Genomic DNA, 23,911 nt, shown 5'->3' on the forward strand with positions numbered 1-23,911 from the left:
GGCCTTGCCTGCCTGCGGCCAACATCTTCACTGACCTGCCGCGGAGCCCGCTCCGGCGGCACCGGCGGCGCCATGCCCGGCGCCGGGAAAGGACCCCCGAGATGAGCGACACGCTCGACCAGACCGCAGCCATCACGCCCGAGATGCTGGGCACGCTGACCATTCCCGCGATCCGCGAGGGCCTGGCCTCGGGCCGCTTCACCGCCCTCGCCCTGGCCGAAGCCGCGCTGGCCCAGGTCGCGGCGCTGAACGGCAGGTACAACGCCATCATCTTCGAGAACCCCGAGGCGCTGGACACTGCGCGCGAGATCGACCGCCGCCGCGCCGCGGGCGAGCCGCTCGGCCCGCTGGCGGGCGTGCCGGTCGTGGTCAAGGACCCGATGGACATGAAAGGCTTTCCCTCCACCGCGGGCTGGCGGCTGCTGCATGCCGCCTCTGGCGGGGTCGACCTGATGCCCGAGCGCGACAGCCCGGTCGTGGCGCGGATGCGCGCCGCCGATGCGGTGATCCTCGGCAAGACCAATGTGCCGATCCTCAGCTGGACCGGCACCCATGCCAATGACAGCTGGGCCGGGCCGACGATCAACCCGGCCATCGAGGACCGCGCCCCGGGCGGCTCCAGCGCCGGGACGGCTGCCGCGGTCGCCACGCATATGGCCGTGGTGGGCCTCGCCGAGGAAACCGGCGGCTCGATCCAGAACCCGGCCTCGGCGCAGGATCTCGTCGGCATCAAGCCGACCATCGGGCTGGTGCCGAATGCCGGGGTCGTGCCGCTGTCGGGCAACCGCGACGTCGTCGGGCCGATCGCGCGCACGGTCGAGGATGCGGCGCTCTGCCTCGACGTGCTGGCGGGCTTCACCACCGAGGATCCGAAGACGCTGGCCTCGATCGGGCGGATCCCGGCGGGCGGCTATGCGGCGGGGCTCTCGGCGGACGGGCTGAAGGGCAAGCGGATCGGGCTCTACGGCCCCGGCTGGCGGCCGGATGCGCTGTCGGACGAGGCGGCGGCGCTCTACGCGCGGGCGAAAGCCGAGCTCGAGGCCGCCGGTGCCATCCTCGTCGAGGATCCCTTTGCCGGGACCGAGTTCGCGACGCTGCGGCAGGTGACGCCGGGCACGCCGTTCTTCGACGGTCGCGGGCTGGAATCCATCGCCTATGACGTGACCTGCTATCTGCGCCGCCTCGGCCCGGATGCCGCGATCCGGACCTGGGCGGAATTCGTCGAGGCCACGAAATCCGAGGACCCCTTCGCTCCGGGCGCGATCCTCGGCTATCTCAACGAGCTGCCGGATTTCGTCGAAGCGATGAAATCGCCCGAGACGCCGCCGGCGCTGCCGGAATTCACCGCGCTGAAGGCCCGCTATCTGGAGCTGCTCGGCGAGGTGTTCGAGCGCCACGCGCTCGACGCGCTGTGCTATCCGCAGATGCTGCGCGAGCTGCCGGGGCTGCATTCGGGCGACGCGATCCTCGAGACCACAGTGGGCGAGCTGAACATCGCGGGCATTCCCGGGGTAACCGTGCCCGCGGGCTACTATGCCTCCGGCGCGCCCTTCGAGCTGATCTTCCTCGGGCTGCAATGGAGCGAGGACGGGTTGATCAAGTGCGCCCATGCCTATGAGCAGGCGACCCGCCACCGCCGCCCGGCAGTCTGACGGAGCGGACTGGCCGGGAGGTCCGGGGGCACCGGACCTCCCGCGCGGTCAGGCGCCGATCTGCGCGATCATGCGCTCGAGCCGTTCCATCGCCCGGACGCCATCGGCAATGTCCGGCACCGGCCGCGCCTCGCCGCGGAACACCGCCGCCACATCGGCAAGAAGCGCGGCATAGCCCTTGTGATCCTCATTGGCCGCCGCGGTGAAGTTCGGCCGCCAGCTCAGCGTGTCGCAGGCCGGATCGAGCGTTGCGCCCGGGTCCTCCGCCTTGAAGGGCGGATCGCGGTAGAGCGCCACGTCGATGATGTTGTCGACATGGAGCCGCGCATGGTCGCCCATGATGCGGATCTCCTCCATCGGCGTGCCGCGCGACTGCACCGTGCCCATCACCACATTGCCGATCACCCCCTCTGCGGTGGTGAAGTTCAGGTGGATCAGCAGCTTGCCCGGCGCGGGCGAGGCGCTGCGCACCGTCATATCGCCGAAATCGCCGCCCGCAAACCACGGGATCAGGTCCATGTAATGCACGCAGTGATGCAGGTAGAAGCCCGTGTAATCCGGCTCGCCCGCGAAATAGGTGGGCGCCGTCATGTAGGCGCCGGTGATGCCCAGCACGGGGCCGAAGCTGCCACCGCCGAGCACGTTCTTCGCGATCCGGTTGCCGGTGGAATAGCGCTTCATGAAGCCGACGATCACCGGCTTGCCCGCGCGCTCCGCCGCGGCCGCCACTTCGCGCGCGCCCTCCGCATCGGCGGCGGGCGGCTTCTCCATGAAGACCGGCAGGCCCTTCTCCAGCGCGGCGATGGTCGCGGCGCGGTGCAGATCCGGCCCCACCGCCATGCCGATGGCATCGAGCCCGGGCGTGGCGATCAGCTCGCGGAAATCCGAACAGAGCGCCGTGACGCCGTATTCCGCCGCGGTGCGGGCCAGCATCTCGGGATCGCGGTCGCAGAGCGCAGCGATGCGGATGCCGTTGCGGCCGAGCTGCGGCAGCAGCATCTGGCGGGCGTGACGGCCGCAGCCGATCCAGCCGATATTGATCATTGGTCCACCTCGGCGAGGGTCAGGGCATTGCGGATCACGCCGAGCCCGGCGCGGAGCTTGGCGCTTTCGTCTTCGCGCGGCGCGCGCCAATGCGCGATGGGCAGCGCGATGCGGTCATCGGCGCGGCGGAACGGCTCCAGCGAGATCGGCCCGCGATAGTCCACCTGCGCCAGCGCGCGCATGATCGCGGTCCAGTCGAGATGCCCGGTGCCGGGATGGCCGCGATGGTTCTCGTTGGCCTGGAAATGCACGATCCGGTCACCCGCAAGGCGGATCGCATCGGGGATCGAGCGGTCCTCCATGTTCATGTGGAAGGTGTCGAGCATCAGCTTCACCCCGGCATCGCCGACGGCATCGACCAGCTCCACCGCCTGACGCGTGGTCGAGAGGATATCGGTCTCGAACCGGTTCAGCGCCTCGACCGCCAGTGTCACTCCCCGGGCGCGGGCATGCGGGGCGACCGCGGCCAGCCCCTCGATGGTGCGCATGGCGCGCTCGGCGATCTCGGCATCCGAGCGCGGCACCGGCGGCCGTCCGGCAAAGACCATGGGCTCGCCATAGAGCGGGCCGCCGACGATGGGGCATTCGAGTTCCGAGGCGACATCGGCGCAGTGGCGCAGGTAGTCGAGCCCGCCCTTGCGCGCTGTCTCGTCGTCGGAGGCGATGGAGCGCTGCACGTTCACCCGTGCGGCCAGCACGAGGAAGATGCCTGCCTCCTCCGCCGCCTTGCGCGCCGCAGCAAGGGGCAGCTCGTCCTCGGGTTCGGGCACCAGGAGCTCGACGAAGTCGAAGCCGAGCTCTGCCGCCTTGGCGAAATAGTGCAGGTCGGTGCCGCGGAACGGCCGGATGAACTGCATGGAGATGATGCCGATGGGATTGTCCAAGTCCTCGTCCTTTCTCAGCCCTTCACCGCGCCCTGGGTCAGGCCGGAGATCAGGCGTTTCTGCACCAGCAGGAACAGGAGCGTGGCCGGCAGCGCGCCGGTGATGCCGCCCGCAGTCAGCAGGCCCCATTGCACCTCGTATTCGCCGATCAGGGTCTGCACGGCGACGGTGATCGTGCGCACGTTGCGGCCGCCCAGGGTCAGCGCGTAGAGATACTCGTTCCAGGAGGTGATGAAGATGTAGATGCCGGTGGCGATGATCCCCGGCAGGCAGAGCGGCAGCACGACGCGCACCAGCGCCTGCAGCCGCGTGCATCCGTCCGTCATCGCCGCCTCGTCGAGCGAGCGCGGGATGCCGTTCATGTAGCTGACCATCATCCAGATCGAGAACGGGATGGCGACGGTCGAATTGGCGATGATCAGCGCCGCGTGAGTGTCCAGAAGCCCCAGCACCCGGAAGAGCACGAAGAGCGGCAGGATCAGCAGGACCAGCGGGAACATGTTGATCAGCAGGAACTGCAGCATCAGCAGGCGCTTGCCCGGGAAGTTGAAGCGCGAGAAGGCATAGGCCGCCGTCACGCTGAGCGAGAGCCCCACCGCGACCGTCCCCGCCGAGACGATCAGGCTGTCCATCAGGTTCGAGCCGAAGCCGACCGTCTCGAACAGACGGACATAGTTTGCGACGCTCGCGCCGGCCAGCGACGGCCCCTCGGTGAAGAGCGTGTCCTCGTTGCTGACCGAGGTCAGGAACATCCACAGGTACGGTCCCAGCGTGAAGGTGAGGATCGCCGCCATGGGCAGGTCGACGGTCAGGATGCGGCGGAGCGTGGAGGGCCTGCGCAATGCCATCACTCCACCGCCTTTCCGGTGCGGCGCAGGTAGATCACGACGACGACCATCAGGAGCATGGTGAAGAGGACGGCGATGGCCGAGCCGTAGCCGAAATCCAGGTTGGTGCGCGCCTTGACGAAGGCATAGAGCGGCAGCGTGTAGGTCGCGTAGCCGGGCCCGCCGCCGGTCATCACGAAGATCACGTCGAAGCTGTTAGCCACCCAGATCAGCCGCAGCAGCACGGCAGTCATCATCACGCCGGAGATCCCCGGGAGCGTGATGTGCCAGAACTGCCGCCAGGCGGAGGCGCCGTCGATAGAGGCGGCTTCGTAATAGCTTTTCGGGATCGACTGCAGGCCGGCGAGGATCATCACCGCGAAGAAGGGAAAGCCCTGCCAGGTCAGCGTCAGGATGATCGCGCCGAGCGCGGTGTCGGGATCGGCGAGCCACGGGATCGCCTGGCGGATCAGGCCGAGGCGCAGCAGGAACTCGTTGGCGACGCCGTAGTTGCTGTCGTAGATCCAGACCCACATCAGCGCGATCACCACCGAAGGCAGCGCCCAGGGAATGATGATCAGCGCGCGGGCCAGAGGCCGCCAGGGGAAATGCTGGTTCAGCAGCATCGCGGTGGCGAGCCCGAGCAGAAGCTGCGCCGGGATCGTTGCCGCCATCCAGATCACGGTATGGCCGAGCGAGATCCAGAACACCTCGTCGGCCAGCGCCGTGCGGAAGTTCTGCAGCCCGACCCACTCGAAATCGTTGGGGCGGAAGAGCACGTAGTCATGCAGGCTCATCCAGGCGGTCTGGATCATCGGCAGGAACACGATCGCCAGCGTGACGAGCACGGCCGGGGACAGCATCGCATAGGGCAGCACCCGGCGCGACAGAGAACGGCGCGGCAGGCTGCCGCCTGGGGTCTGGGCATGGGTCATGGTTGCGTCGGTCATGGTCCGGATCGCTTCGGGGAAATCGGGGGATGCGGGCGGGCCGGGGCGGCGGGCGCCCCGGCGGACAGGATCAGTCGTCGAAGAGCGCGGTGATCTCTTCGTTCATCTCCGCCGCGGTGATGTCGCCGGTCAGCACGCGCTGCATGGCGGTCGGCCAGACGGTGTTGACGAAATCCGCCGTGGCCGAGCTGTTCGGCAGCAGATGCGCGAAGGGCAGGCTGTCGACCGTGGCCTCGACGAAGCGCTGCGGATGCATCGACCAGCTTTCGCTGTCAGCCTTGACCACCGGCAGCTGGCCGGTCGCCTCGTTGAACCGCGCATTGTTGCCCGCGGAGGAGAGGAAGGAGATCCACTTCCACGCGGCCTCCTTGTCCGACGCGGAGGACAGCACCGCGGTGCTCTCGTCGCCGAAGGCGGTCCAGCGCCCGCCGCCGCATTCCGGCACCGGCGCGGCCGAAACCTTGTCGCCGAGCGCCTCGACCATGCCGTTGGCCGATCCGATATGGTGGATGGTCATCGCGGTCTTGCCGGCCTTGAAGGCGCCGATGATCTCCTGGAAGCCGTCATTCGGCGCGGAGGGCGGGAACACCTTGTCCTCGCGGAACAGGTCGGCGACGAATTGCGTGCCCGCGATGCCGGCCTCGCTGTTCAGCCCGTTTTCGAGGCTGACGCCGTCGCGGCCCAGCGTGAAGCTGGCCCAGTGGTCATGGCCGCCCTTGGCGCCGCGGAAGCCGAAGCCGTAGACATCGGTCTGGCCGTCGCCGTCCGTGTCGCGGGTCAGCGCCTTGGCCGCCGCGCGGAAGCCGTCGCAGGTCTGCGGCACCTCGAGCCCGAGTTCCTCGAACATGTCGGCGCGATAGTAGAGATAGAGCACGACATACTGCACCGGCAGGTAGTAGTGGCTGCCATCCGCCGCCTTGGTCAGCTCCAGCAGGTTGTCCTGCAGCCCGTCCGTGCCCTCCCAGGACGCGAGCTGCTCGTCGATCGGCTCCAGCGCGCCCATCTCCACCAGCCGCGGCTGGGCGAACATCTTGACCATCGCCGCGTCGGGGGCGTTGCCGCCGATGATCGCGGTGTAGAGCTGGTCGTAGTAGCTGTTCCAGGGCACGTTCTCGGCCTCGACCGCGATGCCCGGATTGGCCGCCTCGAATTCCTCGACCAGCGCGTCCATCGGGTTGTCGGCATTGTCGAAATGGTACCAGAAATGAACCGTGCTGTCGGCATGCGCCAGCCCGGCGGCGAGGGCCAGCGCCGAAGCTGCCCCGATCCTTGCGAGTTTCATGTGTCCTCCTCCCTGTTTGTCCCGCCTCCTCAAGCGGGTTTGCGTGCAAAGGCCTCCCCGGCCGCGGCGAAGGCGTCCCGCGCCTCCGGCAGGGCGCTGCCCATCTGCATGAAGCCGTGAACGACCCCCTCCACGAGATCGAACCGGTCGCTGCGCCCCAGCGCGGCAAGCCGCCCTGCCAGGGCTTCGGTTTCCGACCGCAGCGGGTCGAGCCCGGCCGCGTTCAGGTACAGGGGCGGCAGCGCGGTCAGCGCCGCATCCGTTGCCGCCAGCGGTGCCACCTCGGGGTCGGCGCGCGCCGCCTCGGGCGCGTACCAGTCCCAATAGCGCTGCATCTTGGCCCGGGTCAGGCCCGGGCCGAATTCATGCGCGATGTAGCTCGGCGTCGCGAAGTCCGCGCCGAAGACACCGTAGAACAAGAGGCCCATCGCGGGCAGATCAGCCCCCTGCCCCGCCAGCCGCAGCAGCGCCGCCAGCGCCAGGTTCGCCCCGGCGCTGTCCCCGGCGATGCTCCAGCGCCGCGCCGGATCGCGCGCTTCCCAGGCGGCCAGCACATCGTCAAGCCCGGCCGGAAACGGATGCTCGGGGGCCAGCCGGTACTCAACCGTCAGCACCGGACAGCCGCAGGCAATGGCCAGCCGCCGCGCCGCGCCCTCATGGGTCGCCGCCGAGCAGAAGGCCCAGCCGCCGCCATGGACATGCAGGATCGCCTCCGCGCCGCCGTCATTTTCCGGCACGACCAGCCGCGCGGGCAGGTCGGCATGCATCACGGTGCGCGCCTCTGCCACCCCGGGCAGATCGGCATTCCAGCGCAGGTTGGCCAGCGCCGCCAGCGCCCGCCCGGATTGCGGGTCGAGCAGCGTCGGATCGCCAAGCCCGGCATCCTCCGCCGCCAGGCGGTCCAGCACCGCCTGCATGCTGTCGGTGGGGCCGCTCATTCCGTCTCCTCCCCGCCGGTCAGGTCGGGCCCGAAATCGACGATGGTCGCAATATGGTGCGCCAGAAGCGCCTGCAGCCGTTCGACATCCCGGGCCTCCAGCGCCGCCAGGATCGGCACATGCCGTTCGGCGGTCTCCTCCAGCGCACGGTTCGGCTGCGAGTTCAGGATCTTGTAGCGGTGCGCATGGATCAGGCACCGGGTCAGGATCGGCGAGACCAGCGGCAGCTCCGCCGCCTCGAACAGCCGCGCGTGGAAGGCCCGGTCCTGCACCGACAGCAGGTATTCGTCATCGTCGCGCGCCGCGTTGCGCATCGCGTTGAGATGGCCGTGCAGGTCGGACATAAGCCGGGCGTCGCTGCGTTCCGCGACCCGGTCAAGGTGGCGGCACTCGATCTCGCGGCGCAGCTGCAGCAGCGCGCGGGCATCCGCGGCATGGCAGGGCGCGACATGCGTGCCGCGGTTCGGCAGCCGCTTGACCAGCCCCTCCTCGTTGAGCTGCATCAGCGCTTCGCGCACCGTGCCCTGGCTGCAGCCGAAGCGCTGCGCGAGGTCCAGCTCGGTCAGCGCCAGGCCCGGCGCGAGGCTGCCCAGCACGATCTCGCGTTGCAGTGCCACGAAGACCGCATGGCTCCTGCGGCTCGACTGGCGCGGCACGAAATCGGCCAGCGGGGACGTGCTGAAGCTTTCCACGGCCATCTGCCGGATGATCCTCCCAGGGCCGCCCGATGCGGGCTTGTTTTCCATTATCAATATCGATAACGTCATCATTATCGATAATGCAAGCCCAAATTTCCGCGGGCAGCAGGGAGGAGAACCCATGGCCGATATCCGTCTGGACGGGATCGTGAAGGATTACGGGGCGCACCGGGCGATCCACGGCATCGACCTTTCGGTGCAGGATGGCGAATTCGTGGCCTTCGTCGGCCCCTCGGGCTGCGGCAAGTCGACGATGCTGCGGATGATCGCCGGGCTGGAGGCGATCTCGGGCGGCACGCTGAAGATCGGCGGCAGGGTGGTCAACGAGGTCGAGCCCAAGCACCGCGACGTGGCGATGGTGTTCCAGGACTACGCGCTCTACCCGCACATGACGGTGCGCGAGAATATCGGCTTCGGGCTGAAGATGCGCGGCCGCAAGCCCGCGGAAATCGCCCCCAGGGTCGAAGAGGCCGCGGCGATCCTGCAGATCGGCGACTATCTCGACCGCAAGCCCGGCCAGCTGTCGGGCGGCCAGCGCCAGCGCGTCGCCATGGGCCGCGCGATCGTGCGCGAACCATCGGTCTTCCTGTTCGACGAGCCGCTGTCCAACCTCGATGCCAAGCTGCGGGTGGAGATGCGCACCCAGATCAAGCGGCTTCACGCGATGCTGGGAACGACCACGGTCTATGTCACCCATGACCAGACCGAGGCGATGACGCTCGCCGACCGCGTCGTGGTGCTGCGCGGCGGGCGGCTGGTGCAGGAGGGCCCGCCGATGGAGCTCTACAACCGTCCGAACTGCCGCTTCGTCGGCGAGTTCATCGGCTCGCCGCAGATGAACATCTTCCCCGGCACGCTCGACCGCAGCGGACCGTCCCCGCGGCTGCGGGTCGGCAACCTGGCGCTCGATCTCGGCGAGGTTGCCGCACGGGACGGGGCGCGGCTCGATGTCGGCATCCGGCCCGAGCACCTGCTCCCCGCCGCGCCCGGTGCCGTGCGGCTGAGCCCGGTGGTGGATGTCTGCGAGCCGCTGGGGTCGGACACGCTGGCGATCTGCCGGTTCGGCGGGCAGGAGCTGACCGCGCGGCTGGCCCCGGACGTTGCGCTGCAGCGCAACCAGGAGATCCCGCTGGGCTACGACACCGCCGACCTGCATTATTTCGACAGCGAGACCGGCCGGAGGCTGGAGGCGGCCTGAGCCCCCGCCCAGGTCCCGGCGCGGAAGTCAGACAGCGTCCTCCTTCCAGGAGTGGCGGTAATCCGAGAAGCGGCCGATCAGGTAGGGGCCGGACACCACCGGCGGCAGGACCGGCGTGCCATCGGCGATGCCGGGGATCTCGGCCGGGTTCACGTCCGTGTCGAAATCCGGGTTGAAGAAGAACGGGATCGAATGGCGGTCGACGCCGGGGCGGTTGATCACCCGGTGCAGCGTCGAGCGGAACCGCCCGTTGGTCCAGTGCGACAGCAGATCGCCGATATTGACCACGAAAGTGCCGGGGACGGGCGGCGCGGGCATCCAGCTGCCCGAAGCCGCCTGCACTTCCAGCCCGCCATTGTTGTCCTGCCACAGGATGGTGATGACGCCGTGGTCGGTGTGGTCGAACGTGCCGAACTCCACCCCCTCGCCGTCCTGCGGCGGGTAATGCGCCAGCCGCATGTCGGCGACCGGGCGGGTGAAGGTGCCGGAGAAGTAGTCCTCGGGCAGGCCGAAATGCAGCGCGAAGCCGCGCAGCAGCCGCATGCCCAGGTCGAAGACGGCGAAGTAATGCGCCTCCACCGGCTCGCGGAAGCCGTCCAGATCGGGCCAGCGGTTCGGCGCCCGCACCGGGTTCGATCCGTCGAAATCCGGGTCCTCCGGCGGCACCGGAAAGCCCAGTTCGAAGCCTTCGTTGACGTCCGGCTTGCCTTCCTCGTGCTCGGATTCCCGCAGCGGGGTGTAGCCGCGGTTGGTCGCGCCCGCGCGGATCTCCAGCCGCTTCTCCAGCGGCTGCGCGAAGAAGCGGCGCGCAGCGCCGACCCCGCCCTGGATCACCTCTTCGGGGATGCCGTGGCCCGAGACGTAGAAGAAGCCGTGTTCGACGCAGGCGCGGCCGATTTCGCCGGCTACTGCCTTGCGGGTGGCGGCATCCGGGGAGGCGAGGCCGGAGACGTCGATGACGGGGAGCGCTGTCTGTGCCATCGTCACGCTCCGGCGACCATGCGGTCGCGCAGGGCGGCCAGGAAGGGGATGTCGCGGAACTGGTCGGGCTGGACCTGCTCCCAGTCGACCCCCTTCGGCCGCGGGGCGGCGTTGCCGGTGACGACCAGCTCGGCCTCGGTGGCGAACATGTCGAGAGGGCTGTCATGCGCCATCATCGTCATCTGGTCCTCGTCCACGACCTGGGTGGAATGCACCAGCGTGACCATCGGCGTATCCGGGCGGATGGTGCCGAGTTCGCGGAAAATCCCGGTCTCGAGATCGGCGAAACCGGCCCCCTTGCCGATCCGCCCGCCCGACCGCGTCACTGCCACCGAGCCGACGATGCAGAAATCCAAGCCGGGCACGTCCTCGAAGCCGAGCCGGCGGCCATGCTGCATGTAGCCTTCCGAGGTCGCGGCCAGTTCGAAGCTGACGCCCTTCTTCTCCAGCTCCGCCGGGTCGATCTCCAGATAGGGGAAGTCCCGGGTCAGCGCCGGGACCGGGCAGTAGAGCACCTTGCCCTCGTAGAGCGCGCGCAGGCGCAGCGGGATCTGCGGCGGGTCGGGGTTGCACTTGACGTTTCTGGCGGCTTTCCAGGCATCGGTCTGCACCATGCGGAAGGCCGCGGTGTCGGCCCCGGCAAAATTCGGGATGTTGTTGCGGGCCGGTCCGACGGCGACGCCGGACTCTTCGAGCGCGGCCCAGATGCGGTCGCGGACGACCTGTTTTGCCGGGCTGCGCCTGGCCCAGAGTTCGCTCTGCTCGCTCATGGCTGTTCCTCTTCTGCAAGCTGTTCGATGGCCACGGGATCGCCCGTGGCGGTGTCGTAGAGCAGGGGGCGCTCCGGCAGGGCGATGCGGATCTGCGGACCCGCCACCGTCTCGCCGCGGCCGAGCCGGACGGCCAGCGGCTGGCCGAAGGCCTCGGCCAGGGCCAGCTGGTCGGCCCCCTGGAATTCGATGCGCCGGAGCTTGGCCGGCAGGCAGGCCGGGCCTGCGCCCAGGACCAGATCCTCGGGGCGCAGCGCCATGGTGACGCCGCCGCGCCGGATCGCGTCGCGGAGGAGGGGCGGCGGCTGCCAGCCTGCTGCCCCGGCGGCGGCAGCCGACGGCAGCGGAAACAGCGCCGCGGGCGGGTTGCCGACGAAGCTGGCCGCGAAGGCCGTGGCGGGCCTGCCGTAGATTTCCTTCGGCGTCCCGGCCTGCACGACGCTGCCATCCTTCATCAGGATCACCCGGTCGGCGATCGACAGCGCCTCGGACTGGTCATGGGTGACCATGACCGTGGTGATGCCGGTGCGGTCATGCAGCTCGCGCAGCTCGGAGCGGACCGAACTGCGCAGCACCGCGTCGAGATTGGAGAGCGGTTCGTCGAGCAGCAGGAGCCGCGGCCGGATGGCGATGGCCCGCGCGATGGCGACGCGCTGCTGCTGGCCGCCGGACAGCTCCGAGGGACGCCGCCGGTCGAGCCCGGCCAGGCCGACGGCGGCCAGCGCATCGACGACGCGGGTCCGGGTCTCGCCGCGCGACAGCCGCCGCATCTCCAGCCCGAAGCCCACGTTCTGCGCCACGGTCATGTGGGGGAAGAGCGCGTAGTTCTGGAAGACGAGGCCGATGTCGCGGTCCCATGCCGGGAGCCGGGTGATGTCCTCGCCGCCCAGCAGGATGCGGCCGCGGTCCGGCTCCAGCAGCCCCGAGAGGATGCGCAGCAGCGTGGATTTCCCGCAGCCCGAGGGGCCGAGCAGGGCGGCGAACTCGCCCTCGCCGATCTCGATGGTCGCACCGCGGAGCGCAGGAGCACCGCCATAGGACTTGGCGATGCCGTCAATCAGGACATGGGGGGACATCATAGCCGGCGGGACCACTTGAATTTCAGCTCGCCCGCGATCACCGCGGCGAGGATCAGGGCGACGATCATCGCGCCGATGGCAAGGGTGATCGGGTCGACCCCCTGGCCGCGCAGCTGCGAATACATCCGCACCGGGAAGGTCATCCAGCGCGCTCCCGCGATGAAGGTCGTCACCACGACATCGTTGAACGAGACGAGGAAGGAGAACACCGCCGCCGTCAGCACGCCGGGCAGCGCCAGCGGAAAGGTCGTGCGCAGGAAGGCGCGCAGGGGCCGCGCGCCGAGGCTGCGGGCGGCCTCCTCCATCTGCGGGTCGATGCCAGCCAGCGTCGCCAGCAGGATGCGCACCGAGAGCGGCAGGGTGATGACGGCATGGGCCAGCACCAGCCCGCCGAACGTGCCGCTGATCCCGAGCCTAGCGTAGATCTGCAGCAGCGCGATCGCCCAGACCACCAGCGGCAGGGTCAGCGGCGCGAGCAGCAGCAGCTCGACCAGCGCCCGGCTTTTCAGCCCGCCCCGCGACAGGCCCGTCGCCGCCATCAGCCCGGCAGTGACCGAGATCGCGGTCGAGACGCAGGCGATGATCGTGCTGTTGATCAGCGCGCTGCGGTATTCCGGGCTCTCCAGCGCCGCCCCGAACCAGCGCAGCGACAGCCCGCGCGGCGGGAACCGGAAGAACTTGCCGTCGTCGAAGGCGGAGAAGATCAGCACGGCCACCGGGGCGAGAAGGAAGAGCAGGACGGCGCCGGTCAGCAGCGCCCAGAGAACCGCGGAGAGCTTCATCGCGCGGCTCCGGGCAGCGCCTGCCGGACCGCCCAGCCGAGCGCGCCGATGGCGGCCAGGATCGCCAGCATGACGACCGCGAGCGCCGAAGCGAAGGGCCAGTCAAGCACCAGCGAAGCCTGCTGGTAGGCCATGGTGGCGAAGGTCGGGATCTTGCCCTGGCCGAGGATCAGCGGGGTGACAAAGGCGGTCAGCGTAGCGCAGAAGACCAGCGCCGATCCCGCCAGCAGGCCGGGCGCGCAGAGCGGCAGGATGATCCGCGTCCAGACCGCCCGGCGCCGTGCGCCCAGCGACATGGCGGCGCCTTCGGCGTCGCGGGGCAGCCGGTCCATCGACGCCACCAGGGGCAGCACCATCAGCGGCAGGAAGGCATGGACCAGCCCGATCAGGATGCCCGCCTGCGTGCCGAGCAGCTTCCAGGACCGCTCGATCAGGCCGAGGCTCTTCAGCGTGCCGTTGAGCACGCCCAAGGGGCCGATCAAGTTGACGATCCCCAGCGTCGGCAGCAGCGCGCCGCAGACCATCGGGATCAGCACGACGGCGAGGATCAGCCCGCGAAACCGCCCCGCGCGGCGCACGATCCACCAGGCCAGCGGCAGGGACAGCACCGCGCAGATGGCGGTTGTGGCGAGGCTGAGCCAGATCGTCCGCGCGAGCCCGCCCATGTAGTAGGCGTCGGTGGTGATCCGCCGGTAGTTTTCGCCCGTCGGCGTGACGTCGAGCATCAGCGACCCCGGCGGCTGCGACCACAGGCTCATCGCCAGAAGCAGCAGGAAGGGCGCAAGGAAAACGCCGGCCGTCAGGATGACGGCCGGAGCGACAAGGCCTCTGGCGCTCTTCGCGGCAAGCATTGCGGCGTCCCTACTGCGCGAGGATTTCCTTGTTCCAGCGCTCGGTCCAGTCGGAGCGCTGCTCGATCAGCCAGGGCCAGTCGAGCTGCAGCAGGCTCGCCACCTCTTCGGGCGAGTTGATCGTGTCGGCCGCCGCGGCCTCGCTCAGCTCCACCGTCGAATTGGTCGGGCCGAAATAGATCTCCTCGGCATAGGCTTTCTGGGTCTCGGGCGAGAGCGCATACTCGATGAACATCTCCGCCAGTTCCGGATTCGGGCTCTTCGCCACCTGGCAGACCATGTCGCGGATCAGCACCGGGCCGGGGTCGGTCGGGAAGCTGAAGCCGATGCCGGGGAATTCCTTGAGACCGGCCAGGACATAGCCCGAGATCATCGGCGCCATGGCGACCTCGCCGGCCTCCATCAGCGCGAAGACCTCGTCGAGGCTGGTATAGACCAGCGCAGGCGCGCCGAGCTCGGACACCTTGGCAAAGGCCGCATCCGGGTCATGTTCGTCCGTGCCCTCGAGCCGCGCCGCGACGCCCAGAAGCCCGTCGCCTTCGGAGCTGGGATAGGGCGCCATGCCGATCATGCCCTTGTATTCCGGCTTCCACATGTCGGCCCATTCCGGCGGTTCGGAGACCAGCTCCTTCGAATAGGCAATGCCCAGGCCGACCAGCGACATGGCATAGCAGCCCTCGTTCATGCCGTCCCAGACATCCTTGTACATCTGGCTGTCGGGATCGGGCGGCACGACCAGCCCGTCGGCCAGCAGCTGCGGCGCCTCGTAGATGTTCTGGAAGGTGACATCCATGGTCGGGTTCTGGCGCTCGGCATAGAGCTTCGACATCCGGTCGCCCGAGCCGCCGAGCAGGAATTCGACCTTTGCGCCGGTCTTCTCCTCCAGGGGTTTCGCGGCATGTTCCTTCAGCAGCCGCTCGATGTCGCCGCCCCAGGTGCCGACGACCAGCGTCTTCCCGGAATAATCCTGCGCTCCGGCGGCCCCGGCCGCGATGACGGCCCCTGCAGCAAGGGTCGCCCTGATGAAAGTCCTCGATCCGAACACGCTGTAATCTCCCGATAATCGAATGGCACGGACCCGGACAGCCCGCGCTCTCGCCGCCACGCTGTCCTGTCGGATGGCGGCTTGGAAGTTCCTTGCAACATGTTTTTCCGCACCTATGGCTCAGCGGTGAAATATTCATCGGCCAAAACCGCGTCAGACGGGAAATTGGTCCATCCGTGGCATCCCCCGGGGTCCGGCAAGCCTCCGGCGCAGGGCCGCGCGGGCGCGCAGCACCTGACCCGCCGCCACCTCCGGCATGGGATTCCCGCTCGCCAATTCCCGCTTTCCCCGACCTGCTGCCGGAAATCGTGCCGACCTTGGGGGGGCCCCGCGCAGGAACATCTCCGAGGCGGCCATGTTGTCGCGAATGGCCGCGGACAGCCCCGACAAGGCAGTGATGTCCCGCATGAACCGGCCTGCGGAAGGCAGGGCGGAACCCGTCGAGATGGCGCAGCCGGGCAGTGCATCCGCCTGCCAACCTTGGCCGACATCGCCTTGGGCGCGCCCTTGATGCACCGCGCGTCGCCATCCGCATGGCATTGCGGGCCGGCAATCCAAATGTCGCCGCGCGCCGAGTGCCGCGCTGGGTGCCGAACATCCTTTCCTGCGAAGGTCCCATCAAGACGCGTCCGACAGGCGATGGCGCGGACCGGCGGCAGCCGCCTTCTCCGATCGGCCGGAGGCACCGCATCGATTCCGGCGCCCGGCAGTTCCGGTGCCCGTGGACAGGGAAACCCCTGGCGATCCGGCCCGACCTCCCCCCTGCACGGAGATCCTTCCGGACCGCATTCGGCCCTGTCCCGGGGCCACCACGGGCGCCCTTCCGGCTTGCCGGACCCGTTTGGCCGACCCTGCGGGCCATGGGGCGACTCGGCCTGCCCGAACCCTCGTGCCGGCCTGTGCCGCAGAGGCCCGAGTTTCCATTCTGCCTAACTGGCGCACATCGGCCGCCTTCGCCGGCCGGGCTGGAATGTGCCGCGGCGGACGGCAACAGCGGCCGGTCCGCCCCCAAGCGCCATAGTCCGATTTCAGAATTCCTCTTTTTTTGTCAATCAGTTGGAGCCCGTGTCCCAGTCCTGTCCCCACCCGCAAGGTACCTACGACAGAGCTGAATTATATAACTTAGGATTATAATTCTAGTTCCATTATAAGGCAGAATTCTTTTGCCTCGCTGCGGGCACGCGGGCTTCTGGACCCTGCAAGCATCCGAAGATGCCAAGAAACGTGTACCAACATGGAGCCCCTCATGACGCCGTCCCGCATCCTGCCCCTGGCGCTTGCCGCCGCCCTTCCCCTTGCCGCCCAGGCCGATGGCTACAAGGTGGCGCTAGACGGAACCTTCGCGCCGCACGCGATGCCCAGCCTCTCCGGCGGCGTCGAGGGCTTCAATGTCGACCTGGCCGCCGCCATCGGCGAGGCGCTCGGCGTCGACATGGAAGTCGTCGCGGCGCAGTTCTCCGGCCTGATCCCGGCGCTGCAGGCCGGCACCTACGACTTTCTCGTCGCGCCCACCACGGTGACCGCGGAGCGCTCGGCGAACCTGCTCTTCTCCGAAGGCTTCATGGATACCAACTTCGCCTTCACCGTGCCCGCGGGAAGCCCGGCCATGGACGGGCTCGACGCGTTCAAGGGCAAGACCATCGCGGTCAACAAGGGCTCGGTCTACGAAAGCTTCCTGAACGAGCGCGCCGGCGAATACGGCTGGACCGTGGTTTCCTACGGCACCAATACCGACGCGGTCGAAGCCGTCGCGACCGGCCGCGCCGATGCCAACCTGGCAGGCGCCACCGCCTCGGCCTGGGCCGCCAAGCAGAACCCGCGCATCGACCTGAGCTACGAATACCCGACCGGCCTGGTCTGGGCCTTCCCCTTCCGCAAGGACGACACCGCCACCCGCGACAAGATCGACGCGGTGCTGGAATGCCTGAAGTCGAACGGCACGCTGGCCGGCCTGTCCGAGAAGTGGTTCGGCGTCACCCCCGCCGAGGGCACGACCATCGTCACGCCCACGCCCGGCTATGGCACGCCGGGCTTCGACGGCTACGAGGACACTCCCCACGAGGTCACCTGCGACTTCTGATGCGCCATTCCGGGCGGGATCCGTCCCGCCCGGCCACAAAGGACCCGAGATGACCGCTCCCTCCCCCGTGCACCAGCGACCGATGCTGGAGATCAACCGCCTGGAAAAGCGCTTCGGCGATACCGAGGTGCTGAAATCCATCGACCTGCGGGTGCAGCCTGGCGAGCTGGTCTTCGTGATCGGTCCCTCGGGCTCGGGCAAGTCGACCATGCTGCGCTGCTGCAACCGGCTGGAGGAGCCGAGCGCGGGCACGATCCTGCTGGACGGCGAACATGTCACCGACTGCCGCGGCGCCGCGCTCGACCGGATGCGGCTGAAGATCGGCATGGTCTTCCAGGGCTTCCACCTCTACCCGCACAAAAGCGTTCTGGACAATGTGATGCTGGCGCAGCTGCGCGCGCTGAAGCGGCCGAAGGCGGAGGCCAAGGCCCGCGCCATGGAGATGCTCAGCCATGTCGGACTGGCCCACAAGGCCGATGCCATGCCGTCCGAGCTGTCGGGCGGCCAGCAGCAGCGGGTCGCCATCGCCCGCGCGCTGGCGCTCGATCCCAAGGTGATGCTCTTCGACGAGCCGACCTCGGCGCTTGACCCCGAACTCGTGGGCTCGGTGCTGAAGGTGATGCGGCAGCTGCGCGACGAGGGCATGACCATGCTGGTCGTCAGCCACGAGATGGGCTTCGCCCGCGAGGCCGCCGACCGCGTGGTCTTCATGGATGGCGGCGTGGTGGTCGAGGCCGGTCCGCCCGAGGCGATCTTCGGCAACCCGCAATCCGACCGGCTGAAGAGCTTCCTCGCCCGCGTGTCGAAGGCAGAAGAATGAGGTTCCTCGAGACATTCTTCAACGGCGCGGTGATGGCGAAGTACCTGCCGGATCTGCTCTCGGCCATCGTCACGACGCTGTGGCTGAGCGCGGTGATCCTCGTCCTCGGCCTGTCCCTGGGGCTGGCGCTGGCCTGCCTGCGCAGCCTCGGGCGCTGGTACCTGACCCTGCCCATCGTCGCCTTCGCGGATATCGGCCGGGCGCTGCCGCCGCTCGTGGTGATCCTGATCTTCTATTTCGGCTTGCCGGGCCTCGGCATCAGCCTCTCGGGACCTGCCGTACTGATCCTGGTCCTGTCAGGCGTGCTGGCCGCCTTCGCGGAGGAAATCTTCTGGGCCGGCCTCACCGCGGTGCCGAAGGGCCAGTGGGAAGCAGGACGCGCCACCGGCCTCAGCTTCGCGCGCACGCTCTTCGAGATCGCGCTGCCGCAGGCCATCCGCCTCGGCATCCCGCCGCTCGTCAACCGCGCGCTCGCCATCACCAAGATGACCGCGCTCGGCTCGGTGATCGGGGTGAAGGAAATCCTCTCGGTCTCTTCCTCGGCGCAGAGCTTTTCCGGCTCCGCCACGCCGCTGACCATGGCCGCGCTGGCCTATCTGGCGATCTTCCTGCCTGCCGTGCTGCTCTCGCGGCTGCTCGAGCGGCGCTATTCCTGGGCGGTGTGACATGGGCGACTTCATCGACCTCTTCCTGAATGCCGAGATCATGGCGAAATCCTGGCCGCTCCTGCTGAAGGGCCTCGGCATCACCGCCAAGCTCTGCGCCGCGGTGATCGGGCTGGGGCTGGCGGGCGGGCTGATGCTGTCGCTCGGCGCGCTGTCGCCCAGGGCCTGGCTGAAATGGCCCGCCATCGCCTTCATCGACCTGTTCCGCGCGATCCCGCCGCTGGTGCTGCTGGTCTTCGTCTTCTCCGGCCTGCCCTTCGCCGGGCTAGACCTGACGCCCTTCGCCGCCGTTGTCGTGGCCTTCTTCCTCAACAACTCGGCCTATTACGCCGAGGTCTTCCGCGCGGGCATCCAGTCCGTGGCGAAGGGCCAGGCCGAAGCCGCCCGCGCCACCGGGCTGAGCCAGGCGCAGGCGATGGTCCACGTGATCCTGCCGCAGGCAGTGCGCAACGTGCTGCCCGACCTGCTGTCGAACACCGTCGAAGTGGTGAAGCTCACTTCGCTGGCCTCCGTCGTCTCGCTGGCCGAGCTCCTGTATTCGGCCAACATGGCCCGCTCCGTCACCTACAATTCCTCGCCGCTCGTGCTTGCCGCGCTGATCTATCTCGCGATCCTCTGGCCTCTGGTCCGGCTGATCTCGCGCTACCAGCGCGGCCTCGCGGCGCACTGATCCCCGAAAGGAAAGACCCATGTCCAAGATGATCATCGGCGGCGCCCAGATCGGCGGCATCCAGAAGGACGAGACCCGCGAAGAGGTCGTCGCCCGGATGATTGCCCTCATGGATGAGGCGCATGGGAAGGGCGTCAAGTATCTCGCCTATCCCGAGATGACGCTGACCACCTTCTTCCCGCGCTTCTACGTGGAGGACCGCGCCGAGTTCGACCATTGGTTCGAGACCCAGATGCCCAATGCCGCGACGCAGCCGCTCTTCGACCGGGCGCGCGACTACGGCATGGGCTTCACCTTCGGCTATTGCGAGCTGACGCCGGAAGGACAGCATTTCAACACCTCGGTGATCGTCTCGCCCGAGGGCGAGATCATCCTGAAATACCGCAAGACCCACCTGCCCGGCCATTCCGAATACGAGCCCGAGCGCACCCACCAGCATCTGGAAAAGCGCTATTTCCTGCCCGGCGATACCGGCTTCAACGTGGTGCGCAGCCAGGGCGTCATCATGGGCATGTCGATCTGCAACGACCGCCGCTGGCCGGAAAGCTGGCGGGTGATGGGGCTGCAGGGCGTCGAGCTGGTCACCATCGGCTACAACACTCCTTCGCAGAACAACCTCTCGGCCGAGGAAGGCATCGAGCGGCGGGTCTACCATCACGAGCTGTCGGTCTGCGCCGGGGCCTACCAGAATTCCACCTATGCCGTGGCCGTCGCCAAATGCGGGCTGGAGGACGGCAACCACATGTTCGCGGGATCGATCATCGTCGATCCCGACGGTTTCGTGGTTGCCCGGGCGGAAGGCGAAGGCGACGAGCTGATCACGCACGAAGCCGATTTCGCCAAATGCGCCTTCGGCAAATCGACCGTCTTCAACTTCGCCGCCCACCGCCGGACCGAGCATTACGGCTTGATCTGCGAGCGCACCGGCGTCCAGATCGACGTCTGACACAGGGGAACGGACAGATGGACTTCGACACCGTCATCCATGGCGGCACGATCGCGACCGCCTCGGAGATCTACGAGGGCGATATCGGCATCAAGGACGGGCGCATCGCCGCCGTGGCCGAGCGGCTGCCGGGCGGCGGCAGGCGGATCGATGCGGGCGGGCGGATCGTCATGCCCGGCGGCATCGAGGCGCATGCCCATATCGCGCAGGAAAGCTCCTCCGGCGTCATGACTGCCGACGACTACCTCACGGGGTCGGTCTCGGCAGCCTTCGGCGGCAATTCGTCCTTCATCCCCTTCGCCGCCCAGCATCGCGGCCAATCGGTCGACGAGGTGATCGCCACCTATGGCGCGCGGGCCGCGCGCTCGGTGATCGACTATTCCTGGCACCTGATCATCTCGGATCCGCAGCCCGAGGTGCTGGAGGACCAGCTGCCCCGCGCCTTCGCCTCGGGCATCACGTCCTACAAGGTCTTCATGACCTATGACCTGATGAACTTGGGCGACGGCGGCATGCTCGACATCCTGACGGTCGCGCGCGAACACGGCGCGGTCACCATGGTCCATGCCGAGAACAACGACATGGTCAAATGGATGAACCGCCAGCTCGCCGCAAAGGGGCTGACCGCGCCGAAATACCATGCGATCTCGCGGCCCGAGCTGGCCGAGGAAGAGGCGATCAACCGCGCGATCCAGCTGGCGAAGCTCGTCGATGCACCGCTCTTCATCGTCCATGTCTCCACCGCCGGCGGCGCCGCCATTGTCCAGCGCGAGAAGCTGGCGGGCGCAAAGCTCTATGCCGAGACCTGCCCGCAATACCTGGCACTGACCCGCGACGACCTCGACCGCCCGGGGATGGAAGGCGCTAGATACATCTGCTCGCCCCCCTTGCGGGACCATGCCACGCAGGACGCGCTCTGGCGCCATATCGCGTCGGGCACCTTCGAGAGCGTCAGCTCGGACCACGCACCCTACCGCGCCGACCAGTCGGGCAAGTTCCTCAACGGCTTCGACGTGCCCTATCCGAAGATCGCCAACGGCATGCCCGGCATCGCCGCCCGGCTGCCCTGGCTGTTCTCGGAAGGCGTCGCGAAGGGGCGGATCACGCTGGAACAGTTCGTGGCGCTGTCCTCGACAAATGCGGCGAAGACCTTCGGCTGCGACCGCAAGGGCCGGATCGCGCCCGGCATGGATGCGGACATTGCCATCTGGAACCCGGAGACCCGCCGCAAGGTCACGCTGGCCGACCAGCATGACAACATGGACTACACCCCGTTTGAGGGCCTGGAGCTGACCGGCGTGCCGGAGATTGTCATGACCCGCGGCGAGACCATCGTCGCGCATGGGGAACTGAAGGCCGCCGAAGGACAGGGCCGGTTTGTCGCGCGAAAGCCTGTCGACCTGCGCGGCCGCGGCGGCTGGCAGGCCAAGGAGTTCGACCCGGCCCAGAATTTCGGCGCGGAGCTGCGCTGATGCGGGGGCCGGTCCTGATCGTGAACCCGAATTCCTCCGCCGCGGTGACGGAGGGCATCCGCGAGGCCATCGCGCATCTGTCCCCGGCCGCGGGCGCGGGCTTCGAGGTGACGGACCTGCCCGGCAGCCCGGCGACGATCCTGACCAACGAGGACGTGGCGCGCGCGGGCCTCGGCGTTGCCGCGCTGGCGCAGGCCCGTCCCGATGCCGCGGCCTTCGTCATCGGCTGCTTTTCCGATCCCGGGCTCGACCTGGCGCGCTCGCTGGTGCCGCAGCCGGTGATCGGCTGCCAGGAGGCAGGCATCCTCACAGCCATGGCGCGCTCCGACCTCTTCGGCATCATCGCGCTCTCGCCGGTTTCCGTCGCGCGCCACCGCATCCGCATCCGCGCCATGGGGGTGGAGTCCCGCCTGGCCGGCGAGCTGCCCCTGCCCGGCGTCTCCGCCGAGGCCTCGGGCCGCGACCCGGCAGTCTATGACCGCTGCGTCGCGCTGGCCCGCGAGCTGGGAGACGCAGGGGCCGGAGCCGTCGTTCTGGGCTGCGCAGGCATGGCGCCGGTGCGCGCGCGGCTGGAACAGGATGCCGGGCTTGCCGTCATCGACCCGGTCCAGGCTGCTGCCGCCATGGCGCTCGGCCTCGCCGGAGCCCCGTGATGGCCAGCGGCGACGCCCTGCCCGAGGTTTCGCTGCGGCTGCTGGAGATCTTCGCGGCCATGATGCGCTGCGCGACCACGGTGGAAGCCGCCGAGCAGCTGCGCATCTCCCAGCCGGCCGTCTCCGCCGGGATCCGGCAGCTGGAGACCCAGCTGGGCCTGACGCTGTTCGAGCGCACCGGCCGGCGGCTGGTCCCCACGGCCGAGGCCAAGGCACTGCATGCCGAGATCCGCCCGGTCTTCGGGCTGATGCGCGGCGTCGCCCAGCGGGCGCGCGACATGAAGCTGGGCATGGCGGGACGGCTGAAGATCATCGCCACGCCACCGCTGGGCTATTCGGTGGCACCGGTGGCGCTGCGGAATTTCCTCGATGCAAGGCCTGATGTCTCCGTCGCCTTCGACGTGCGGCGGCTGGAGCAGGTCCGCGACGCGGTGCAGACCGGCCAGGCGGACATCGGGCTGGCCATCGACCGCGGCCGCCATGCCGCGCTCAACAGCGACATCCTGCAGCGCAGCCACATGGTCGCGCTGGTGCCGCAGGACGGGCTGCTCGGCGCGAAGCCGCATGTCAGCGCGCTCGATCTCGCGCCCTATCCGATGATCGGGCTCGACGCCGCCTCCAATCTCGGCCAGCTCGTCCGGGCTGCCTACGCCTCCGTCGGCGCCATCTACGCGCCGAGGATCGAGGTCCGCTACTGCGCCACGGCGACCGCGCTTGCCGCGCGCAATCTCGGCGTGACCGTGGTCGATCCCTATTCCGCCTCGATCCATCGCGGCGAGGGCCTGGCCTGCCGCCCCTTCCTGCCGGCCTGCGACATCAACGCGGTGATGTACACCCGCCGCGGCGTGCCGCATTCCGGGCTCTTGCTGAGCTTCATGGCGGAGCTGCGCGCCGCAGTGGACGGGGCGGACCTGCTGGCAGCGGATCCCGCACCCCCGGCCTGACCGCGCGCAGACTCCGCCCGGTTCTCCGGCCGGCCCGCATGCGGCGCGGTCCTGCGGCGGCCGGACATGCGGAAGCGCCCCGGAGGGCGCTTCAGCGGAACCGGTGCCGGGCCGGATCAGTGGCTGCCGCCGCCGGTCGCCTCGAGATGGAGCGCGGCCAGCGTCGCAGCATCGTATTGCCCGGGTTCGAGGTCCAGCGCGCGGGCCAGCTGCCGGTTGCCGTCCGGGGCGGACACGCCGCGCGAAACGGTCCCGCCGCCGCCGAGGATGAAGGCGACGCGCGCGTGGTCGCCCTGCTCGATCGCCGATTTCAACGCGGCAAGTTCGGCGGCAGAGTAGCGGCCCGGCTAGAGACCGAGGCTCAGGGCCAGCTGGCTGCCCGATGCGTCCGCGGTGCCGCCGCCGCCGGGGATGAAGCCGGCACGCTGGCTGTCGCCGTCTTCGAGAGCGCCGCGCAGCTGCACCAGTTGCGCGGCGCTGTAGACGCCCGGTCCGACGCACAGCGAGAGGGCCAGCTGGTCGGCGCCATTGGCGGTTGCGGAGAAGCCCGTGGCGACGAGGGCGGCGAAGGGCGCTGTTGCGCAAAACAGCTGGCGAGCGCAATCTCCCTTTCCCCGGGCACACCTATCCTGCGGCCACCGTCATCGGGATGCCGAGTGCCGTGGAGCAGTTGAGGAATG

The 23,911-nt window shown here is 68.8% G+C and carries 24 protein-coding genes; 10 read left to right on the forward strand and 14 right to left on the reverse strand.

Going from position 1 to position 23,911, the window contains the following annotated elements; translation table 11 throughout:
• Positions 1-101: 101 nt before the first annotated feature.
• Complete coding sequence (locus tag HCC78_RS08055) at positions 102-1,652, forward strand: amidase (RefSeq protein WP_172328236.1); 1,551 nt, start codon at positions 102-104, stop codon at positions 1,650-1,652.
• Between the two features lie 48 nt (positions 1,653-1,700).
• On the opposite strand, the gene HCC78_RS08060 is transcribed toward HCC78_RS08055, so the two are convergent.
• The 7 genes from HCC78_RS08060 to HCC78_RS08090 form a co-directional block, all read right to left on the reverse strand.
• Positions 1,701-2,696, reverse strand: coding sequence for a Gfo/Idh/MocA family protein (locus HCC78_RS08060; protein ID WP_172328237.1), 996 nt, complete (start codon positions 2,694-2,696; stop codon positions 1,701-1,703).
• On the reverse strand, positions 2,693-3,580 hold the full coding sequence (locus HCC78_RS08065; RefSeq protein ID WP_172328238.1) for a sugar phosphate isomerase/epimerase: 888 nt from the start codon (positions 3,578-3,580) through the stop codon (positions 2,693-2,695). The genes HCC78_RS08060 and HCC78_RS08065 overlap by 4 nt, the downstream gene beginning before the upstream one ends.
• A 14-nt stretch (positions 3,581-3,594) precedes the next feature.
• Positions 3,595-4,428, reverse strand: a complete 834-nt coding sequence (locus tag HCC78_RS08070) for a carbohydrate ABC transporter permease (protein ID WP_172328239.1) — start codon at positions 4,426-4,428, stop codon at positions 3,595-3,597.
• Positions 4,428-5,357, reverse strand: a complete 930-nt coding sequence (locus tag HCC78_RS08075) for a carbohydrate ABC transporter permease (protein ID WP_172328240.1) — start codon at positions 5,355-5,357, stop codon at positions 4,428-4,430. Before HCC78_RS08075 ends, HCC78_RS08070 begins: the two co-directional genes overlap by 1 nt.
• Before the next feature lie 70 nt (positions 5,358-5,427).
• Positions 5,428-6,639: a sugar ABC transporter substrate-binding protein gene (locus tag HCC78_RS08080; protein WP_172328241.1), complete on the reverse strand. Its 1,212-nt coding sequence runs from the start codon at positions 6,637-6,639 to the stop codon at positions 5,428-5,430.
• Between the two features lie 29 nt (positions 6,640-6,668).
• A complete protein-coding gene (locus HCC78_RS08085) occupies positions 6,669-7,577 on the reverse strand; it encodes an alpha/beta hydrolase fold domain-containing protein (protein WP_172328242.1) in 909 nt (302 codons plus the stop codon).
• Positions 7,574-8,275, reverse strand: coding sequence for a GntR family transcriptional regulator (locus tag HCC78_RS08090; RefSeq protein WP_172328243.1), 702 nt, complete (start codon positions 8,273-8,275; stop codon positions 7,574-7,576). The genes HCC78_RS08085 and HCC78_RS08090 overlap by 4 nt, the downstream gene beginning before the upstream one ends.
• A 121-nt stretch (positions 8,276-8,396) precedes the next feature.
• Here HCC78_RS08090 and HCC78_RS08095 point away from each other — a divergent pair, with 121 nt between their 5' ends.
• The gene (locus tag HCC78_RS08095; protein ID WP_172328244.1) at positions 8,397-9,473 is read left to right on the forward strand and encodes an ABC transporter ATP-binding protein; all 1,077 of its coding nucleotides are present in this window, start codon (positions 8,397-8,399) and stop codon (positions 9,471-9,473) included.
• A gap of 27 nt (positions 9,474-9,500) precedes the next feature.
• On the opposite strand, the gene HCC78_RS08100 is transcribed toward HCC78_RS08095, so the two are convergent.
• The 6 genes from HCC78_RS08100 to HCC78_RS08125 are packed head-to-tail and all read right to left on the reverse strand — an operon-like array spanning position 9,501 to position 14,981.
• A complete protein-coding gene (locus HCC78_RS08100; RefSeq protein WP_172328245.1) occupies positions 9,501-10,454 on the reverse strand; it encodes an isopenicillin N synthase family oxygenase in 954 nt (317 codons plus the stop codon).
• A gap of 2 nt (positions 10,455-10,456) precedes the next feature.
• Positions 10,457-11,224, reverse strand: coding sequence for a 5-formyltetrahydrofolate cyclo-ligase (locus HCC78_RS08105; protein WP_172328246.1), 768 nt, complete (start codon positions 11,222-11,224; stop codon positions 10,457-10,459).
• On the reverse strand, positions 11,221-12,300 hold the full coding sequence (locus HCC78_RS08110; protein ID WP_253949098.1) for an ABC transporter ATP-binding protein: 1,080 nt from the start codon (positions 12,298-12,300) through the stop codon (positions 11,221-11,223). The genes HCC78_RS08105 and HCC78_RS08110 overlap by 4 nt, the downstream gene beginning before the upstream one ends.
• Complete coding sequence (locus HCC78_RS08115; RefSeq protein ID WP_172328247.1) at positions 12,300-13,085, reverse strand: ABC transporter permease; 786 nt, start codon at positions 13,083-13,085, stop codon at positions 12,300-12,302. The genes HCC78_RS08110 and HCC78_RS08115 overlap by 1 nt, the downstream gene beginning before the upstream one ends.
• Positions 13,082-13,936 carry an ABC transporter permease gene (locus HCC78_RS08120; protein ID WP_172328248.1) on the reverse strand — a complete coding sequence of 285 codons (855 nt, stop codon included), beginning with the start codon at positions 13,934-13,936 and terminating at the stop codon, positions 13,082-13,084. Before HCC78_RS08120 ends, HCC78_RS08115 begins: the two co-directional genes overlap by 4 nt.
• A gap of 10 nt (positions 13,937-13,946) precedes the next feature.
• On the reverse strand, positions 13,947-14,981 hold the full coding sequence (locus HCC78_RS08125; protein WP_172328249.1) for an extracellular solute-binding protein: 1,035 nt from the start codon (positions 14,979-14,981) through the stop codon (positions 13,947-13,949).
• A gap of 1,246 nt (positions 14,982-16,227) precedes the next feature.
• On the opposite strand from HCC78_RS08125, the gene HCC78_RS08130 reads away from it, so the two are divergent.
• From HCC78_RS08130 to HCC78_RS08165, 8 genes are all read left to right on the forward strand, one after another.
• Positions 16,228-17,061 (forward strand): transporter substrate-binding domain-containing protein, encoded by an 834-nt coding sequence (locus HCC78_RS08130; RefSeq protein WP_172328250.1) that lies wholly within the window; start codon positions 16,228-16,230, stop codon positions 17,059-17,061.
• 82 nt (positions 17,062-17,143) lie between these two features.
• The gene (locus tag HCC78_RS08135) at positions 17,144-17,881 is read left to right on the forward strand and encodes an amino acid ABC transporter ATP-binding protein (RefSeq protein ID WP_172328266.1); all 738 of its coding nucleotides are present in this window, start codon (positions 17,144-17,146) and stop codon (positions 17,879-17,881) included.
• Positions 17,878-18,546 carry an amino acid ABC transporter permease gene (locus tag HCC78_RS08140; protein WP_172328251.1) on the forward strand — a complete coding sequence of 223 codons (669 nt, stop codon included), beginning with the start codon at positions 17,878-17,880 and terminating at the stop codon, positions 18,544-18,546. Before HCC78_RS08135 ends, HCC78_RS08140 begins: the two co-directional genes overlap by 4 nt.
• A 1-nt stretch (position 18,547) precedes the next feature.
• On the forward strand, positions 18,548-19,216 hold the full coding sequence (locus tag HCC78_RS08145) for an amino acid ABC transporter permease (RefSeq protein WP_172328252.1): 669 nt from the start codon (positions 18,548-18,550) through the stop codon (positions 19,214-19,216).
• A gap of 19 nt (positions 19,217-19,235) precedes the next feature.
• Positions 19,236-20,162 (forward strand): N-carbamoyl-D-amino-acid hydrolase, encoded by a 927-nt coding sequence (locus HCC78_RS08150; protein ID WP_172328253.1) that lies wholly within the window; start codon positions 19,236-19,238, stop codon positions 20,160-20,162.
• A gap of 17 nt (positions 20,163-20,179) precedes the next feature.
• The gene (gene hydA / locus HCC78_RS08155; RefSeq protein ID WP_172328254.1) at positions 20,180-21,634 is read left to right on the forward strand and encodes a dihydropyrimidinase; all 1,455 of its coding nucleotides are present in this window, start codon (positions 20,180-20,182) and stop codon (positions 21,632-21,634) included.
• Positions 21,634-22,287, forward strand: coding sequence for an aspartate/glutamate racemase family protein (locus tag HCC78_RS08160; RefSeq protein ID WP_172328255.1), 654 nt, complete (start codon positions 21,634-21,636; stop codon positions 22,285-22,287). Before hydA ends, HCC78_RS08160 begins: the two co-directional genes overlap by 1 nt.
• On the forward strand, positions 22,287-23,231 hold the full coding sequence (locus HCC78_RS08165; protein WP_172328256.1) for a LysR family transcriptional regulator: 945 nt from the start codon (positions 22,287-22,289) through the stop codon (positions 23,229-23,231). The genes HCC78_RS08160 and HCC78_RS08165 overlap by 1 nt, the downstream gene beginning before the upstream one ends.
• 116 nt (positions 23,232-23,347) lie before the next feature.
• Here the strand turns inward: HCC78_RS08165 and HCC78_RS08170 are convergent, their stop codons facing one another.
• Positions 23,348-23,545: a hypothetical protein gene (locus HCC78_RS08170; RefSeq protein WP_172328257.1), complete on the reverse strand. Its 198-nt coding sequence runs from the start codon at positions 23,543-23,545 to the stop codon at positions 23,348-23,350.
• Positions 23,546-23,911: the final 366 nt, after the last annotated feature.

This window comes from Mangrovicoccus sp. HB161399, assembly GCF_013184745.1.
In the GTDB taxonomy this organism is placed as follows: domain Bacteria; phylum Pseudomonadota; class Alphaproteobacteria; order Rhodobacterales; family Rhodobacteraceae; genus Mangrovicoccus.